The following is a 14918-nucleotide window of genomic DNA, read 5'->3' as shown; positions in this document are numbered from 1 at the left end:
TCGTCGACAGCGGAAAGCCCAAGATCGTCGCGCTCATCGCCGTCGCAAGAAAGCTCCTTACGATCCTTAACGCCATCATCAGGGACGCAAAGCCATGGCGCACACAAAACGCTTGATCGCCAAGACAGTCGCTGAGGAGCCGCCAAAGGCGGCGTCTCGAAGGACGAGGTTGCGGCGCCCTCTTGCTCGCCCTCGTGCTTCGAGACGGCTGCTGCGCAGCCTCCTCAGCATGAGGGCTTAGGGAGCGCCATGCAAACAGGGCTCGTTATGGGCGCCTCATTCGGCGCTCAGCGCTTCCCGCAAACCCGCCAAATCCTCCGGCAATTCGCTTTCAAACATCATCTCCTCTTTCGTCACCGGATGCGCGAAACCGAGCGTCGCGGCGTGCAGCGCCTGGCGGTCCAAACGCTCGACGATCTCGCGCGCGGCGGGCGCCAGTTTCGCGACCTTGGTTTTAAAGCCCGCGCCATAGGTTTGGTCGCCGATCAGCGGATGGCCGATATGGGCCATATGCACGCGGATCTGATGCGTGCGGCCGGTCTCCAGCTGGCAGCGCAACAGCGCGGCGACGCCGTAATCCTCGACCTTCTCCCAATGCGTGATCGCTTCGCGGCCGCGCGCCTCCGACACCACCGCCATTTTTTCGCGCTGCGTCGAATGGCGGCCGAGCGGCGCGTCGACCGTTCCATGCGCGCGGTCGGGAACGCCCCAAACGAAGGCGAGATATTCGCGCGTCAGCGACAGTTTGCGGCCGTGGTCGGCGAAGAGGCGGGAGAGGCCATGATGCGCGGCGTCGGTCTTGGCGACAACCAAAAGGCCGCTCGTATTCTTGTCGATGCGATGCACGATGCCGGGCTTCTTCACCCCGCCGACGCCGGAAAGGCTGTCGCCGCAATGCGCGATCAGCGCATTGACCAGCGTGCCGCTCTCATGCGCGCTCGCCGGATGCACGACGAGCCCGGCCGGCTTGTCGATGACCAGGAGATGCGCGTCCTCATAGACGATGGTGAGAGCGATATCTTCGCCCTGCGGCTCGGCCGGAGTCGCGGGCGGCACGTCGAGCGTCACGTGATCTCCGGCGCCGAGCTTCTTCGCCGGATCGCGCGCCGTCTCGCCGGCAAGGGTCGCGCGGCTGTCCTCGATCAGCCCCTTGATGCGGCTGCGCGACAGATGCGCGGCGACGATCTCCGGCTGTTCGGCGAGAAAGCGGTCGAGCCGGGCGCCGGCGTGCTGCGGCGCAACGAGAAATTCGAAGCGCTCGGCGGATGCGTCAATTTGAGGCAGAGCCTTGACTGTCATTTCAGCTTTTTTTCCGCGCGCCGACGCGCACATGATATGAGAGCCACCGAAACGCGGGCGTGGCGCGAGCGGAGGCGCGAACCTTCGCCATTATGCGCATCGAAAAACGCCGCCCAAGGGAGGCTCTTCCATTAGCGACGCCGAGGCTCCGTTCTGCGCCATCATCGGCGCGGGCCCCGCCGGTCTATTCGCCGCCGACGCCCTCGCGCGCGCCGGCGCGCGCGTCGTCATCTATGAGCACAAAGCGAGCCCCGCGCGCAAATTTCTGATGGCGGGGCGGGGCGGGCTCAACATCACCCATAGCGAAGGCCTCGAGCGCTTCATCTCCCGCTATGGCGCGGCGGCCGCGAGAATCGCGCCGTTCATCCGCGCCTGGCCGCCACAGGCGCTGCGCGACTTCTGCGCCGAGCTAGGCGAGACGACCTTCGTCGGCTCCAGCGGCCGGGTCTTTCCGGCAAGTTTCAAGGCCTCGCCGCTCTTGCGCGCCTGGCTCGTGCGGCTGTCGCGGCTCGGCGTCACGATCGTGACCCGCCATGACTTCGTGGGCTTCGCCGAATCCGGGGCGCTGCGCCTGATCGGCCCGGATGGCGAATTCACTCGCAAGGTCGACGCCCTGGTGCTGGCGCTCGGCGGCGCCTCCTGGCCGCGGCTCGGCTCCGACGGCGCCTGGGCGGCGCGGCTTGGCGCGGAAGGCGTGCGCGTCACGCCGCTCGTCGCCGCCAACAGCGGGGCGCTGATCGAATGGAGCGCGATCTTTCGCGCCGATTTCGAAGGCCAGCCGATCAAGACGGCGTTGCTGCGCCATGGCGCGTCTACGGCGCGCGGCGATGTCGTCGTCACGCGCGCCGGACTGGAAGGCGGGCCGGTTTACGCGCTCTCTTCGCAGCTGCGCGACGTCACGCAAAAACACGGCCCGACGACGCTGTCGATCGATCTGCGGCCCGACACCAGTCTCGATTGCCTGACGCGCAAGCTGTCGCGGCGTCCGCAGAAGCAGTCGCATGCAAATTTTCTGCGCAAGGCCGGGTTCTCGAAAGTCGAGATCGGGCTCCTGCGCGAGGGGCGCGGGGAGGGTCTGCCGCGCGACGCGGAAACGCTCGCCGGGCTCATCAAGAATGCGCCGCTCACCGTCACGGGCGTCGGAGGTCTTGAGCGCGCCATCTCGACCGCCGGCGGCGTCTCCTTCGACGAACTCGACGACAATCTGATGCTCAAGAAGCTGCCGGGCGTTTTCGTCGCGGGCGAGATGCTCGACTATGACGCGCCGACCGGCGGCTATCTGTTGCAGGCGGCCTTCGCCACGGGACTGGCGGCCGGCCGCGGCGCCGCCCGCTATCTCGGCCTTTCGCAGGATCAATCCGTCGCGCCGCCCGAGCCCGATCAGACGGGCTTGTCGCCCCGCCAGTCGCCAAATGGGCGCGCCCCAGACGCGTCGAACAAATACAACCTGTAGACCTCCGCTGCGCCGCCCTCCATGCCCGGCGATCCCGCCGGCATGCCCGGCGCGGCGAGGCCGACGGCTTTCGGCCGCTCCTTTAGGAGCCGCGCGACCGCCTGCGGGGGAACATGGCCTTCGACGATGTAGCCGTCGATCTCGGCCGTGTGGCAGGAGGACAGCGCCTCAGGCACGCCGAGGCGCTTCTTCACCGACGGCATATCGGCTTCGACGATCTCCTCGACGATGTAGCCGGCCTCGCGCATGCGCGCGCTCCACGCGCCGCAACACCCGCACGTCGGGCTCTTATGCATCACGACCTTCGTCGCGCCTTCGGCGCGCGCCCATCCGGGGATAAGCGCCGCGATGGCGGCGAACCGCAGCGTATCGCGTCGGGTGAAGGGGGTATTCGCCATCGGCGTCGGTCCTTGTGTCGCGCGCTCCATGCGCTCCCGTTCCCGAAGCGAGCGCATCATCGGAACGGCATTCGCGCGAAGTCGCTTGCGGTAGTATGTCGGTGTCGCCGGCAAAAGCGGCAAGACGTCGCCCGAACGAACCCAGCGCTTACCATCGGAAGGGGTGCATGAGCCAATCCGCCGCGAGCCTGCACATCGCCGACGACCTGCTCAGCGAATTCTCGCTTCTCGGCGGCCCCCTTCACCGGCTTGGAAGGCGGCTCGGCCTCGTCCCTCCGGGACCGAATATGCTGCCCCTGGGGATCGCGCTGGGACTGGTCCTCTGGATCGTCCTCGTCGCCTTGGCGGCGCTTGAGGGCGATCGCGGAAAGTTCCTTTCGCTCTCCGTCATCGGCGGGCACGTTCGATTACTGGCGGTGATTCCGCTGCTGTTCTTTTGCGAAACCACGTTTGATCGGCAAGCGAGGGAGTTTCTCTCGACCCTTCTGCGTTCCGGCGTGGCGTCGAGAACGGCTCTTCCCGCCTTGCAGGCCGAGGTCCGAAGCCTCGCCCGCTGGAGCAATTCCTGGATTCCGGATGCGACCTCGCTCGCGGCGACAGTGCTGATGTTTCTTTTCGCGGCGCAGCTGCATCTGTCTGGAAAGACCGCGTCGCCCGAATCGGGCCGAGTCTTGGCCCTCATGCCGCTTGCGGGCCTGTGGTACTGGATGGTCTGCCTGCCGCTCTTTCGCTTTCTGGCGTTTCGTTGGGTTTGGCGGCTCGCGCTCTGGTGGCGCTTCCTGTGGCGCTTGGCCCGAATGGAGCTTCACCTGACGCCGACGCATCCCGACGGCGTTGGGGGCCTCGGATATCTCGAAGTCGTCCAAACCCATTTGGCGCCTCTGGCGTTCGCCATTTCACTGCTCGTCGCCGCCGGTTTCGCCGAGGAAATGTCGGCGGGCGCGTCGTTTGACCCGATCTATCTGGCGACGGCCATGATTGTGATCGTCGACATCGTGCTGTTTCTCGGTCCGCCCTGTTTCTTCGCCTTCAAGCTGATGGAATGCAGAGAACGGGGACTGCGCGACTACACGGTGCTCGCCGCGCGATACGTCGAGGACTTCGAGCGCAAATGGTTTGGCGAAGCGTCTCATGACCGAGAGCCTTTGCTGGGGACGCCGGACCTGCAATCGCTTGCCGATCTCGGCAATAGCGTCGGCGTTGTGCGCAATATGCGCCTGGCGCCTGTCAGCATTCGCTTGCTGGCGATCATTCTCGCCGCGGCGCTGCTGCCGATGCCGCCGCTCTTCTTGTTCAAATATCCTGTCGCCGAGATGGCTCAAAAGCTCTTCATGAAGCTGACGGGACTCTGACGAACATAAAGCCGTTCCGTTGGGCGCGCCGCATTCCCCTCGGGCCCCAAGACGCATATGCTGCCGCTATGTTGCCGTCGCCCTTCTGGTCGGAACTCTCGCTGCGCGACATGCGCGCGCATGACATGTCGCGCGTCATCGCCGTTCTGCCGATCGCGGCGGTGGAGCAACACGGGCCGCATCTGCCGCTCGGGGTTGACGCGATGATCATGGAAGGATGCATCGATCAAGTCGCCGCGCGCCTGCCCGAAGATCTCGAAGCCGTCTTTCTGCCGATTCAGAGCGTCGGCGTTTCGCCCGAGCACCGCGACTTTCCCGGCACGCTGACGCTGACAAACGGGACCGCGTCGCGCCTCCTCGCAGAGATCGCCGAGAGCGTCCTACGCGCAGGCGTGAGAAAGCTGGTGCTCCTCAATTCACACGGCGGCAATTCGGCGCTCCTCTCGCAGACGGCGCTCGATCTGCGCGCCCGTTTCGGCGCGCTGGCGGTCATCGTCTCCTGGGCGCGTTTCGGCTATCCGGACGGACTGTTCTCTGCGGCGGAGCTGCGCCACGGGATTCATGGCGGTGAAATCGAAACGTCGCTCATGCTCGCTTTCCGGCCGGACCTCGTCGACATGGCGCGCGCCAAAAACTTCCCGCCGGCGACGCTCGACTTCGAGCGCGATTTCGCCTGGCTACGCGCCGACCGCCCCGCGGGGTTCGGCTGGATGGCCCAAGATCTCTCGCCTGCGGGCGCCATGGGCGACGCGTCCAAAGCCAGCGCTGAAAAGGGCGAAGCGGTGGCGGATTATTGGGCGACGGCCTTCGTTGAATTGTTGCGCGACGTCGAGGCGTTCGACCTGACGCGGCTCAAGAGCATGGACGACTGAGCGTCACGCCGCCGGCGCTGTCCACGGATAGGTCCAGGTCTCGGTCAGCGTGCGCCCGTGCGTCCGCAGAAACAATCTAAGATCGGCGGTCTGGCCCGGCTGCGCCGAAACGTCGAAGAGCGCCCGCAGTCCGCCGATATGCGCGTTGGCGACGACGCTGGCGCGCAGCACGCGTCCGGCGCTCGTCGTCGCCACCGCTTCGACCTGGCCCGGATCGGCGACGTAATAGGCGAGATCGCCGCCGGCGAAATCGACGATGAACCGATGCGCGTCGGGATCGAGGGGCTCGGCCGAGCCAAGCGCTCGCGCCGGCGCCTCGAAGGTGTTGACGACCATGCCGTTGGGCGCGAGTTGCGGCATGTCGAGCCCGGCGGTGATACGATAGGCGTAAACGAAGGGCGCGCCGGGCTCAGGCGATTTTGCCGGCGTCCAGCTCGCGACGATATTGTCGTTGGTTTCGTCACGCGTCGGCAGTTCGAGCAGTTCTACGCGGCCTTCGCCCCAGTCGCCGATAGGTTCGACGAAATAGCTCGGGCGGTTTTCATAGGCGAGGTCAAGATCCTGATAGGACTCGAACGTCCTGTCGCGCTGCAGCAGCCCAAAGCCGCGATTATTGTTGTCGAGAAAGGACGAGATTCGCGCGCGGGGAGGATTGGCGAGCGGGCGCCAGAGCCATTCGCCGGCGCCGGTATGGATCAAGAGCCCGTCGGAATCGTGCAATTCCGTACGAAAGCCGTCGCGCACGTCACGGTCGTTTTCGCCGGTCAGATACATCGACGTGAGCGGCGCGAGGCCGAGCTTCATCCCCGCGCGCCGCGGGAAAAGCGTCGCCTGGATTTCGAGCGCGCTCTCCTGTCCCGCGAAGAGATCGAATCTGAAGGCTCCTGTCGTAGCCTCGCCGTCGAGCAGCGCATAGAGCGTCGCGTGATTGCTGCCCTTCTCCGGCGTTTCGACCCAGAATTCGCGGAAGAACGGAAAGCTCTCGTGCTCGGAGCCGGTCTCGACGCACAGCGCTCGCGCAGAAAGCCCATATTTCTGATCGCGGCCGAGAAAGCGGAAATAGCTCGCGCCGAGGAACGAAATGACCTCGTCGTGAATATGCGGCTCGTTGACCGGAAAATGCAGGCGGAAGCCGGCGAAGCCGGTGTTGACCGGGGGAGCCTTTTCGATCTTGAGGCGGCCATAGTCGAAGAGCGCCGGCGAATAGGGAATCGGCGTCGCGATGCCGTCGCGGATCATATTCACCGTCATCGGGCGACGATAGAGAAAGCCGAGATGGAACGTCTCGAGCCGGAAGCCGCCGTCCGCGCCCGCGAAAATATCATGCTCGCGCTTGAAGCGGATCCCTCGCCATGTGTCGAAGTCCAAAGCGTCGAAGGGATCCGGCAGACGCGGCGGAACCGCAGTGTCGAAGGGCGCCAGCGCCAGGTCGTGCGCCCGCTGCACGACGTTCTCAAAGCCGAATCGCGGCTTGGGAACGTCGGAGGCCGCCAGCGCCGGAACTTTGAGCGCAAATTGCGCGCCTGTTGCAGAGAGCGCCCCGGCGAATTGGCGCCGTGTTATTCGCGTCATTCCCGCGTCCGAACCAAGGTCTTGCCTTCGCTGATTGACTGCTGCTCTAGCCTCATCGTCTCGCTTGCGCAAGAAGCTGGCGGCCCAAGGCGGGGGCGCGCGACCAACATGCATCACCCGCTGAAAAAATAATCGCATGGCGCAAAAACCGCTTGTCTCAGCGGCAAAAGCGCGTATCTAAGTCCTTGCCCAAATCGCACGTGCCTGTGGTCGTGTGTCGGTAGGCGGGGATCCGGACAAGAGGCCGGTCAACCGCCAGCGTAAAACCGGCAGCCGGAGGCGAACCGGCGAACTCCGTCTCTGCGGAGGATCGCGACTTAAAGCAACGACGGACCGGGCTTTTTCGTCTCTGTCGACCCTCCAAAGGTCGGCGTACCGAAGAGGCTTGTCTTTCTTGCCGGGCGTGCGGATCGGGATTCTCCCCTTCCAATCGATGGCTGTACCCGCGGAAGCGTGCGCGCTCAGGCGCGCATCATTTCGCATCGGTCCAGTCAACGGCGCATCAACCAGCCATGTGAGCGCTTGCGCTCGCGCGGCCTTGGACAGCTAAACCCAACGTTCGTCGCGTCTCCATCGCGCGCGGGCGAACGGAGCGGCGTGTCCGTTGACGCTCAACGATCTGGGCGCGGTTCGCCGCGCAAGGGGGCCACAATGACCGACCGTATTCTCGATTTCCTCGCCGAGCGCCGACGCAACGGGCGCGACAACGGACCTTGCCTCGTCGTCGATCTCGACGTCGTGCGCGACAACTATGTCGGCTTCGCCAAGGCGTTGCCGGATACGCGCGTCTTCTATGCGGTGAAGGCCAATCCGGCGCCGGAGGTGCTTTCGCTGCTCGCTTCGCTCGGCTCGTGCTTCGACACGGCGTCCGTCGTCGAAATCGAGCAGGTCCTCGCCGCCGGCGCCACGCCCGACCGCATCAGCTTCGGCAATACGATCAAGAAGGAGCGCGACGTCGCGCGCGCCTATGCGCTCGGCGTGCGGCTGTTCGCGGTCGACTGCGAGGCGGAAGTCGAAAAGATCGCGCGCGTCGCGCCCGGCTCCAAGGTGTTCTGCCGCATTCTCTGCGACGGCTCCGGCGCCGAATGGCCCTTGTCGCGCAAATTCGGCTGCGCCCCCGAGATGGCGACGGGCGTTCTGGAGCATGCGCATCGCCTCGGCCTCAACGCCTATGGCGTTTCGTTCCATGTCGGCTCGCAGCAGACGAATCCGCGCATGTGGGACGCCGCGCTGAAGTCGGCGTCGGAAATCTTCCGCGAACTCGCGGAGCGCGGAATCAATCTGCAGATGGTCAATCTCGGCGGCGGCTTCCCGACGAAATATCTCAAGAACGTGCCGGCGGTGAAGCAATATGGCAACGCGATCTTCCGCGCGCTGTCGAAGCATTTCGGCAACCGCATTCCGGAGACGATCATCGAGCCGGGCCGCGGCATGGTCGGCAACGCCGGGCTGATCGAAGCGGAAGTCGTGCTGATCTCGAAGAAGTCGGAGGAGGACAGCGAGATTCGCTGGGTCTATCTCGACATCGGCAAGTTCAACGGCCTCGCCGAGACGACCGACGAGATGATCCGCTATCCGATCCGCACGCCGGCGGACGGCGCGCCGACGAGTCCCTGCGTCGTCGCGGGTCCGAGCTGCGACAGCGTCGACGTGCTCTACGAGAAGCAGCCCTATCAGCTGCCGATCTCGCTGGAGATCGGCGCGAAAGTGCTGATCGAAGGAACCGGGGCCTATACGACGACCTATTCGGCCGTGGGCTTCAACGGTTTCCCGCCGCTCGAGACGCATGTGATCTGAGCCGGCGCTCACCCTCTCCCGCTGCAAACCGGGTGTTCCCGGTTTGCACAGATAGCGCTGAAGTCGGCGACAGCCGACTTCAGTTCGGGAGAGGGTGTCACGCGGAACGCGTGACGGGTGAGGGCCCTCATCCGACCCTCGCTGAAGCGAGGGCCACCTTCTCCCGCAAGCGGGAGAAGGATTCGCCTCACACTACTGTCAGTCCCGATCGGCGGGCGCGTCATGCGCCAGGCGCGAGGGTCGCTTGTCCTTCTTAAGGGAGGAAAAGATGGCCTTTGAACTTGCATGCCCCAATCACGCCCCCGCGTCGTTTGTCGCGCCGCAAGCGCGTGTCGCTCTTGCGCCATTTGCGATTCGCGATGAAGCGACGCGCGACCTTGCGGCGCGTGAAGCCTTGCTCGACGACGCCTTCGGTCCCGCCCGGTTCTTGAAGACCTGCCAGCGGCTGCGCGACGGATCGGCGCCGGCGCCCGGCCTCGCGCTCGTCGCGGCGGACGAAGACGGCGGGTTTATCGGCACGCTGCGGCTTTGGCCGGTTCTTGCTGGCGGGCGTGCGGCGCTGCTGCTGGGTCCGCTCGCCGTCGCGGCGCAGGCGCGTTCGCTCGGCGTCGGCGGCGCGCTGATTCGCGAGTCGCTCGCGCGCGCGGCCGACTTGCGCCATCGCGCCGTGCTGCTCGTCGGCGACGCCCCTTATTATGCGCGTTTCGGTTTCGAGCGGCGGTTCACCGAGCGGCTGACGATGCCGGGCCCGGTCGAGCGCGCGCGCTTTCTTGGCTTGGAGCTTGTCGATGGCGCGCTATCGGCCGCGCAGGGGCGCGTCATTCCCGCGTCTACCCCCGCGCTCGACTTGCCGCAGGCCGCGTGACTTTCACCAATAAGCCAGTATCCCGCTCGCGAGCGGGTAGGAGAGGCCGGCGCCAAGCGCCACGCCCGCCGCGACGTCGCTCGGATAATGGTGCGCCGTCGCGATTCGCGACCAGGCCATCGACAGCAGAAGAAGGCCGGCCGATAGCGTCGTCGCCGGCCAGGCGATGACGATGGGCGCGAGCACGCCGGTGAGCGTCATGGCGTGGCCGCTCGGAAAGGAGTGATCGTCGAGCGTCTTCAACAGCGACGGCAGCCGCGCGTCGACTTGGAACGGACGCCTGCGGCCGAAGCGGCGCTTGATGATCGGATAGAGCATATGCAGCAGCGCGGCGTTCAATCCCGCGAGCGCCGCGACATGCAGTCCTTGCCAGCCGAGGCCGATGAGGACGATGGGCGCGAGGATGAGATAGATCCATCCATTGCCGAGCTTGCTGATGGCGACCGCGAGGAATCTGCCGATCGTGGAGCGCGCCGTTCGAGAGAAGAGATGAACCGCCGCGAGGTCAATTTCGAAGAGACGTTGGCCCCAAGTGGCGGCGACGCTGATGTCTGCTTGCGGCTTTGGTGACGCGTCTCGCGTCAGCTTCGCCAGCTGGTCCGATGTGAACGCCATGACGCAACGCTACGCGACGGACGCTGCGGTTTCGCGACGCGGAGGCTGCGTTTCGATGACGATGCGATAGAGCTTGCGTGACGTTTATGTGATGTTTTGGTGACGCCGCTAGAGCGCTTCCCGATCACATGGAATCATGTGATCGGGAAGGAATCGCTCAAAATCAAAACGTCCGAGCAGGTTCTCCTGCTTTAGGCCGGCGCGTGTTTGGCGAAGGCGCTGCGAAACACGGCGTCGAAGGCGTCGGCGTCGACGTCAACCGTTTCGATCTCCACGCCGTCTTCGGCGACGCCGGAAAAGCGATATTGCGGGTCTGAAAACTCAAGACCCTCGTCGTCTTCAGCGCTCTCGTAAGGCAGCGCGATCTCGACCATCAATTGTCGCTTCAGCGACAGCGCGCGGCCGACCACCGCGTCGATGCGGCCGTCATCACTGCTGAAATACCCATCGAGGATAATCATGCAGACGTCGGCGTTTGGCGCCTCGTCCTCCAGCCATTGCAGCGCGGCCTCGACGCTTTCGGCGACATCGATCTTGCCTGCCTCGCTCACGACGAATTGTTGCGGCTGGTCGACGCCGGCGTCGGACCGCGCCACGCCGAAGGGCGTCAGCATGCGTCCGCGCGCCAGCGTCGTGACGGCTTTCGCGAAGGCCTCGCCGGCCAATGCTGCGATGGGTTCGTTCCGAGATTCTGCGCCAGTGCTCATGATAATTTCCTCCGAGCGAGCGGAGTTCTGAGGATCAACAGATCAACGTCATCCGTTTCGAGATTCATCATATTGACGTCGTCGCCTCTCGCAGCCATTTGCGCGTCTTTGCGTCCACAAGCGGCGATAGGATTTTGCGCACCCGGGCGTGATAGGCGTTCAGCCAGTCGATTTCTTCCGGCGACAGCAATTTCGGCTCGACGCAATTCAAATCGAAAGGCGCAAGCGTGATGGTCTCGAAACCATACATCTCGCGTTCGGCGCCTTTGATCTCGCGCTTCTCGACGATGACGAGATTTTCGAGCCTGATCCCATATTCGCCGGCGCGGTAATAGCCGGGTTCGTTCGACAGAATCATGCCCGGCTGCAAGGGCGTCGTCCCGAGCTTCGAGATGCGCTGCGGCCCCTCATGCACCGAAAGGTAAGCGCCGACGCCGTGGCCGGTCCCATGATCGAAGTCGAGCCCTGCCTCCCACAGCGCGCGGCGCGCGAAAGCATCCAGCTGCGCGCCCGAGACGCCCTTGGGAAAGACGGCGCGAGCAATGGCGATATGGCCTTTGAGCACGCGGGTGAAATGTTCGCGTAATTGTTTCGACGCCGGGCCGACGACCACCGTGCGCGTCACGTCGGTCGTGCCGTCGAGATATTGCGCGCCGGAATCGACGAGATAGACGCCGCGACCGATCTTGAGATTGCTGGTTTCCGTCACCCGATAATGCGGGATCGCCGCATGTTCGCCGAAAGCTGAGATCGTCGGGAAGGAGATGTCGCGCAGGTCGCCGTTTTCGCGGCGAAAGGTTTCGAGCGCTTCCGCCGCGGAGATTTCGGTGAGCCGGCCCTTCGGCGCGGTTTCGGAGAACCAGGCGAGGAATCGCGTCAGCGCCACGCCGTCGCGGATATGAGCTTCGCGTGCGCCTTCGAGCTCCCTTTCATTTTTGATCGCTTTCGGCAGCGTCGCGGGATCGTCGGCGAGACGCGGCTTGCCGCCCGCCGCGCGCAAGGTTTCCACAAGTTTCGCCGGCGCCGTCGCAGAATCGAAGAGAATGGTCGCGCCGCGCTTGCCGGCGTCAACGAGATCGTCGATGAGCGCTTCGGGCGTCTTCAGCGTCAAAAATTTTTCAAGCGCGGCGCGCACCTTCGGCGAGAGCTTCGCTCCATCGATGTAAAGCGCAGGCGCGCCGTCCCTGGGCAGCAGCGCGAAGCACAGCGCGATCGGCGTATGCGCCACATCGGCGCCGCGAATGTTGAACGCCCAGCTGATCGCATGCGGATCGGACATCAACGCCGCGTCCGTATCCTTCAGCGCGGCGCGAAGCTTCTTGATCTTGGCGCCGGCGCTTTCGCCCGCATAACGCGCCGGATGAATCGCCACCGCGCCTTTCGGCTCGGCCGGCCGGTCAATCCAAAGCGCATCGATCGGATTGGCGAGCGGAACCAGTTCGATCTTCTTTTCCGCGAGAATTTTCCCGAAGCGTTCGATCTGCGCGCTGGTGTGCACCCAGGGGTCATAGCCGATGCGCGCGCCTTCGCGCGCATGTCCGCCGAGCCAGGCGGCTGGCGTCGTTTGCGCGATGTCGAGCGGCTTGAAGAGCTTCGCGTCGATCTCGCCGCGCACCTGAATGACATAGCGGCCATCGACGAAGAGCGCGGCCTCTTTCTCCAGCACGACGGCGAAGCCGGCCGACCCGGTGAAGCCTGTCAGCCAGGCGAGGCGCTCCGCGCATTTGGGCACATATTCGTTTTGATGGACGTCGGCGCGCGGAACGAGAAAGCCGTCGAGTCCTTGCCGTTTCAACTCAGTGCGCAGCGCCCTGAGGCGCGCCGCGCTGTCGCCGCGCATGGCGTCGTCGACGAATGTTTGGAATTTCGCTTCGAACATGGAGCAAAGCTAGTCGCGCGCCTGCCGCAGGGCAATGCTTTGCGCGCGCCTTTCCCCATCCCATCCCTCTCCCGCTTTAAAGGGGAAGGGGCAGGGAGGGTGACCGAGACGATCCGCCCCTCCTCAACACCAGAGTCGCCCAGCCGTCGATGTCGCTTCGCTCGGCCAGGAAAAAGCCCTGGGCGCGATAGGCGTCGAGCACGCCGCAAACGTCGCGCGCCAGCAGTCCCGAAAGCACCAGCTCCGCGTCAGCCGCAGCGGCGCGGGCAATCTCCGGCGCGAGCAGGCGCAGAGGCTTCGCCAGGATATTGGCGAAGATCAGATCATATTGGCCTTGCAGCGATGCGTGGCGCAGCCCGGTGGCGACGACCGGGCGAACATCGGCGCCGGCGCCATTGGCGCGGGCGTTAGCCGAGGCTGTCGCCACAGCGACGGGATCGATATCGCCGCAGGCGACGCGCTGGTGAAAGAGCCGCGCGGCGGCGATCGCGAGAACGCCGGTGCCTGTCCCGACATCTAGAATGCGGCGTGGGCGCCGGCGCTTGGCGATTCTCTCGAGCGCTCTAAGGCAACCGAGCGTCGTGCCGTGATGGCCGGTGCCAAAGGCGAGCGCCGCCTCGATTTCGACGCCGATGTCGTTCGGGCGCCGCCGGCCCCGATCATGCGCGCCGTGGACCAGCACCCGACCGGCGCGGACCGGGGCCAATCCGGCAAGAGCGTTCTCCACCCAGTCCTGCTCGGCGACAGTCGAAAAGCGCGCCGCCCGCGCGGTTTCGGCGTCGGCGGCGGCCTCGATCAGGGCGAGGATCTGCGCTTCGTCGGGCGCGGTCGCGAAATAGACCTCGACGGACCATTGGGGGCCGTCGTCCACTTCGAAGGCGGCGGCGGCGGTCTCGGTCGGCTCGAAGGTTTCGACGATGAGGTCGGCGACGGCGCGGGCGCGCTTTTCGTCGCAATCGAGGCGCAGCATGTGGCTGGCGTTATTGGGGGGAAGGCCTTCAAGCATGAGCGCGCTTACCACGGCCGGGGCGCGCGCGTCACCTTTCGCCAGGCGCTATCGGTCTGTATTGTCGCGCTAGAGGCTGGCTCCAACGAGTTGAAGGCGTGAATGACCGAAAGACTTTCGATTTGTCTGATCGGCCCGAAGAAGGGCGGCAAGTCGTCGCTGCTCGCCTCGCTCGTCGACTGCGTCGCGCAAAGCGCCTTCGGCTATTCGCCGCGCCTGCGCCCCGCGCTGCAGCCCATCACCGAGGCGGAATATTTCGCCGAGAGCGCCGAGCCAAAAAAAGCCAGCCTGCTGTCGGTCGAACAGGGCGACTATGAGCGGCTGCGGCGCGAATTCGCCGAGGGCGGCCTCGCCACCGACACGCTCGACACTTACGAATATCGCTTCCGCCTGACGGTCAACGGCGAAGCCCCGCCGGCGGCGGTGCTACGGGGTCCCTGGCTTCTGGAGATCGTCGACTCGGCGGGCGAGATCGCCGTGCCGCCGGACGGCGCCGAAGTCGCCATTCTCAATGATGTCAAAGCCAAGCTCGCCAGGCAGATGCTTGAGGCGGACGCCATCGTGATCGTGCTGCCGCTGGTGCGGCTCGAGGATTCCGGCTGGTCCGGCAATCTTGCGCGCCTCATCGACCGGTTGGCGCTGGCGCCTGAGAAAAAGCTCAAGCGGCTGGTCGTCGTCTTCTCGCAATATGAGCGCTTGTTCGCGCGCCTCGGGCCGAGCGCCTTCACCTATGCCTGCGATCCGGCGGTGGCGCTGCACGCCTTGCGCAAATCGCTGCGCGCCGTGCAATGGCTGGATCGGCTGCGGGCTCTGGAGTCGCCGAACGGCGGCGGCGCATCGGTGCGCTTCACGGTTTGCTCGGCCTATGGCTTCGTCAAGCGCTTTCAGAATCCCAATATCGATCCGCATCAGCCTGGCGAGCGCCGGTTTCGTCGCGCCGGCCTCGAAGGCGCCCGCGCCTATAATGAATATTGGCGGCCGTTTCTCACCGCCGAGCCGTTTCTTTACGCCGCGCTCGGCCTCGATAGCGCCTTCACCTTTTCCTACCCGCAGCTCGACGCGCGCGTCGAGGAACTCGCCTGAAGCGAAATTTCGTCAATTCT

General features: G+C 65.1%; 13 protein-coding genes and 1 pseudogene. 7 read left to right on the top strand and 7 right to left on the bottom strand.

The window, feature by feature from the left end; genetic code table 11:
* Positions 1-116: pseudogene (locus ACR65W_RS10375) on the top strand (IS110 family transposase); the annotation flags it as partial.
* A 160-nt stretch (positions 117-276) separates the two neighbouring features.
* Here the strand turns inward: ACR65W_RS10375 and ACR65W_RS10370 are convergent.
* Positions 277-1299, bottom strand: coding sequence for an RluA family pseudouridine synthase (locus ACR65W_RS10370; protein ID WP_434498333.1), 1023 nt, complete (start codon positions 1297-1299; stop codon positions 277-279).
* Positions 1300-1429: 130 nt separating this feature from the next.
* Between ACR65W_RS10370 and ACR65W_RS10365 the strand changes: the two genes are divergently transcribed.
* Positions 1430-2752 (top strand): TIGR03862 family flavoprotein, encoded by a 1323-nt coding sequence (locus tag ACR65W_RS10365; RefSeq protein ID WP_434498335.1) that lies wholly within the window; start codon positions 1430-1432, stop codon positions 2750-2752.
* On the opposite strand, the gene ACR65W_RS10360 is transcribed toward ACR65W_RS10365, so the two are convergent.
* The gene (locus ACR65W_RS10360) at positions 2680-3150 is read right to left on the bottom strand and encodes a DUF411 domain-containing protein (RefSeq protein ID WP_434498332.1); all 471 of its coding nucleotides are present in this window, start codon (positions 3148-3150) and stop codon (positions 2680-2682) included. The two genes, ACR65W_RS10365 and ACR65W_RS10360, sit on opposite strands and share 73 nt — an antisense overlap.
* A gap of 167 nt (positions 3151-3317) precedes the next feature.
* On the opposite strand from ACR65W_RS10360, the gene ACR65W_RS10355 reads away from it, so the two are divergent.
* The gene (locus ACR65W_RS10355) at positions 3318-4502 is read left to right on the top strand and encodes a hypothetical protein (protein WP_434498331.1); all 1185 of its coding nucleotides are present in this window, start codon (positions 3318-3320) and stop codon (positions 4500-4502) included.
* A 68-nt stretch (positions 4503-4570) separates the two neighbouring features.
* Complete coding sequence (locus tag ACR65W_RS10350) at positions 4571-5374, top strand: creatininase family protein (RefSeq protein WP_434498330.1); 804 nt, start codon at positions 4571-4573, stop codon at positions 5372-5374.
* Positions 5375-5377: 3 nt separating this feature from the next.
* Here the strand turns inward: ACR65W_RS10350 and ACR65W_RS10345 are convergent, their stop codons facing one another.
* Positions 5378-6946 carry a glucan biosynthesis protein gene (locus tag ACR65W_RS10345; protein ID WP_434498329.1) on the bottom strand — a complete coding sequence of 523 codons (1569 nt, stop codon included), beginning with the start codon at positions 6944-6946 and terminating at the stop codon, positions 5378-5380.
* A gap of 651 nt (positions 6947-7597) precedes the next feature.
* Here ACR65W_RS10345 and ACR65W_RS10340 point away from each other — a divergent pair.
* Positions 7598-8743 carry a type III PLP-dependent enzyme gene (locus ACR65W_RS10340; RefSeq protein ID WP_434498328.1) on the top strand — a complete coding sequence of 382 codons (1146 nt, stop codon included), beginning with the start codon at positions 7598-7600 and terminating at the stop codon, positions 8741-8743.
* 268 nt (positions 8744-9011) lie between these two features.
* Positions 9012-9608: a GNAT family N-acetyltransferase gene (locus tag ACR65W_RS10335; protein WP_434498327.1), complete on the top strand. Its 597-nt coding sequence runs from the start codon at positions 9012-9014 to the stop codon at positions 9606-9608.
* 3 nt (positions 9609-9611) lie between these two features.
* On the opposite strand, the gene ACR65W_RS10330 is transcribed toward ACR65W_RS10335, so the two are convergent.
* The 4 genes from ACR65W_RS10330 to ACR65W_RS10315 all read right to left on the bottom strand — a co-directional run bounded on the left by ACR65W_RS10330 (position 9612) and on the right by ACR65W_RS10315 (position 13815).
* Positions 9612-10223, bottom strand: coding sequence for a phosphatase PAP2 family protein (locus tag ACR65W_RS10330; RefSeq protein WP_434498326.1), 612 nt, complete (start codon positions 10221-10223; stop codon positions 9612-9614).
* A gap of 191 nt (positions 10224-10414) precedes the next feature.
* Positions 10415-10930, bottom strand: a complete 516-nt coding sequence (locus ACR65W_RS10325; RefSeq protein ID WP_434498325.1) for a hypothetical protein — start codon at positions 10928-10930, stop codon at positions 10415-10417.
* Between the two features lie 67 nt (positions 10931-10997).
* Positions 10998-12809: an aminopeptidase P family protein gene (locus ACR65W_RS10320; protein ID WP_434498324.1), complete on the bottom strand. Its 1812-nt coding sequence runs from the start codon at positions 12807-12809 to the stop codon at positions 10998-11000.
* 76 nt (positions 12810-12885) lie between these two features.
* The gene (locus tag ACR65W_RS10315; protein WP_434498323.1) at positions 12886-13815 is read right to left on the bottom strand and encodes a 50S ribosomal protein L11 methyltransferase; all 930 of its coding nucleotides are present in this window, start codon (positions 13813-13815) and stop codon (positions 12886-12888) included.
* A gap of 102 nt (positions 13816-13917) precedes the next feature.
* Between ACR65W_RS10315 and ACR65W_RS10310 the strand changes: the two genes are divergently transcribed.
* On the top strand, positions 13918-14898 hold the full coding sequence (locus ACR65W_RS10310) for a hypothetical protein (RefSeq protein ID WP_434498322.1): 981 nt from the start codon (positions 13918-13920) through the stop codon (positions 14896-14898).
* Positions 14899-14918: the final 20 nt, after the last annotated feature.

It is taken from the genome of Methylocystis sp., assembly GCF_051062815.1.
In the GTDB taxonomy this organism is placed as follows: Bacteria; Pseudomonadota; Alphaproteobacteria; order Rhizobiales; family Beijerinckiaceae; genus Methylocystis.
The sequence above is the reverse complement of the archived record's forward strand: the minus strand, read 5'-3'. Positions and strand labels throughout refer to the sequence as shown.

Coding starts and splice junctions, on each gene's coding strand:
- ACR65W_RS10370 (WP_434498333.1), bottom strand. CDS start 1,299: ATGACAGTCAAGGCTCTGCCTCAAATTGACGCATCCGCCGAGCGCTTC.
- ACR65W_RS10360 (WP_434498332.1), bottom strand. CDS start 3,150: ATGGCGAATACCCCCTTCACCCGACGCGATACGCTGCGGTTCGCCGCC.
- ACR65W_RS10355 (WP_434498331.1), top strand. CDS start 3,318: ATGAGCCAATCCGCCGCGAGCCTGCACATCGCCGACGACCTGCTCAGC.
- ACR65W_RS10350 (WP_434498330.1), top strand. CDS start 4,571: ATGTTGCCGTCGCCCTTCTGGTCGGAACTCTCGCTGCGCGACATGCGC.
- ACR65W_RS10345 (WP_434498329.1), bottom strand. CDS start 6,946: ATGACGCGAATAACACGGCGCCAATTCGCCGGGGCGCTCTCTGCAACA.
- ACR65W_RS10340 (WP_434498328.1), top strand. CDS start 7,598: ATGACCGACCGTATTCTCGATTTCCTCGCCGAGCGCCGACGCAACGGG.
- ACR65W_RS10335 (WP_434498327.1), top strand. CDS start 9,012: ATGGCCTTTGAACTTGCATGCCCCAATCACGCCCCCGCGTCGTTTGTC.
- ACR65W_RS10330 (WP_434498326.1), bottom strand. CDS start 10,223: ATGGCGTTCACATCGGACCAGCTGGCGAAGCTGACGCGAGACGCGTCA.
- ACR65W_RS10325 (WP_434498325.1), bottom strand. CDS start 10,930: ATGAGCACTGGCGCAGAATCTCGGAACGAACCCATCGCAGCATTGGCC.
- ACR65W_RS10320 (WP_434498324.1), bottom strand. CDS start 12,809: ATGTTCGAAGCGAAATTCCAAACATTCGTCGACGACGCCATGCGCGGC.
- ACR65W_RS10315 (WP_434498323.1), bottom strand. CDS start 13,815: ATGCTTGAAGGCCTTCCCCCCAATAACGCCAGCCACATGCTGCGCCTC.
- ACR65W_RS10310 (WP_434498322.1), top strand. CDS start 13,918: ATGACCGAAAGACTTTCGATTTGTCTGATCGGCCCGAAGAAGGGCGGC.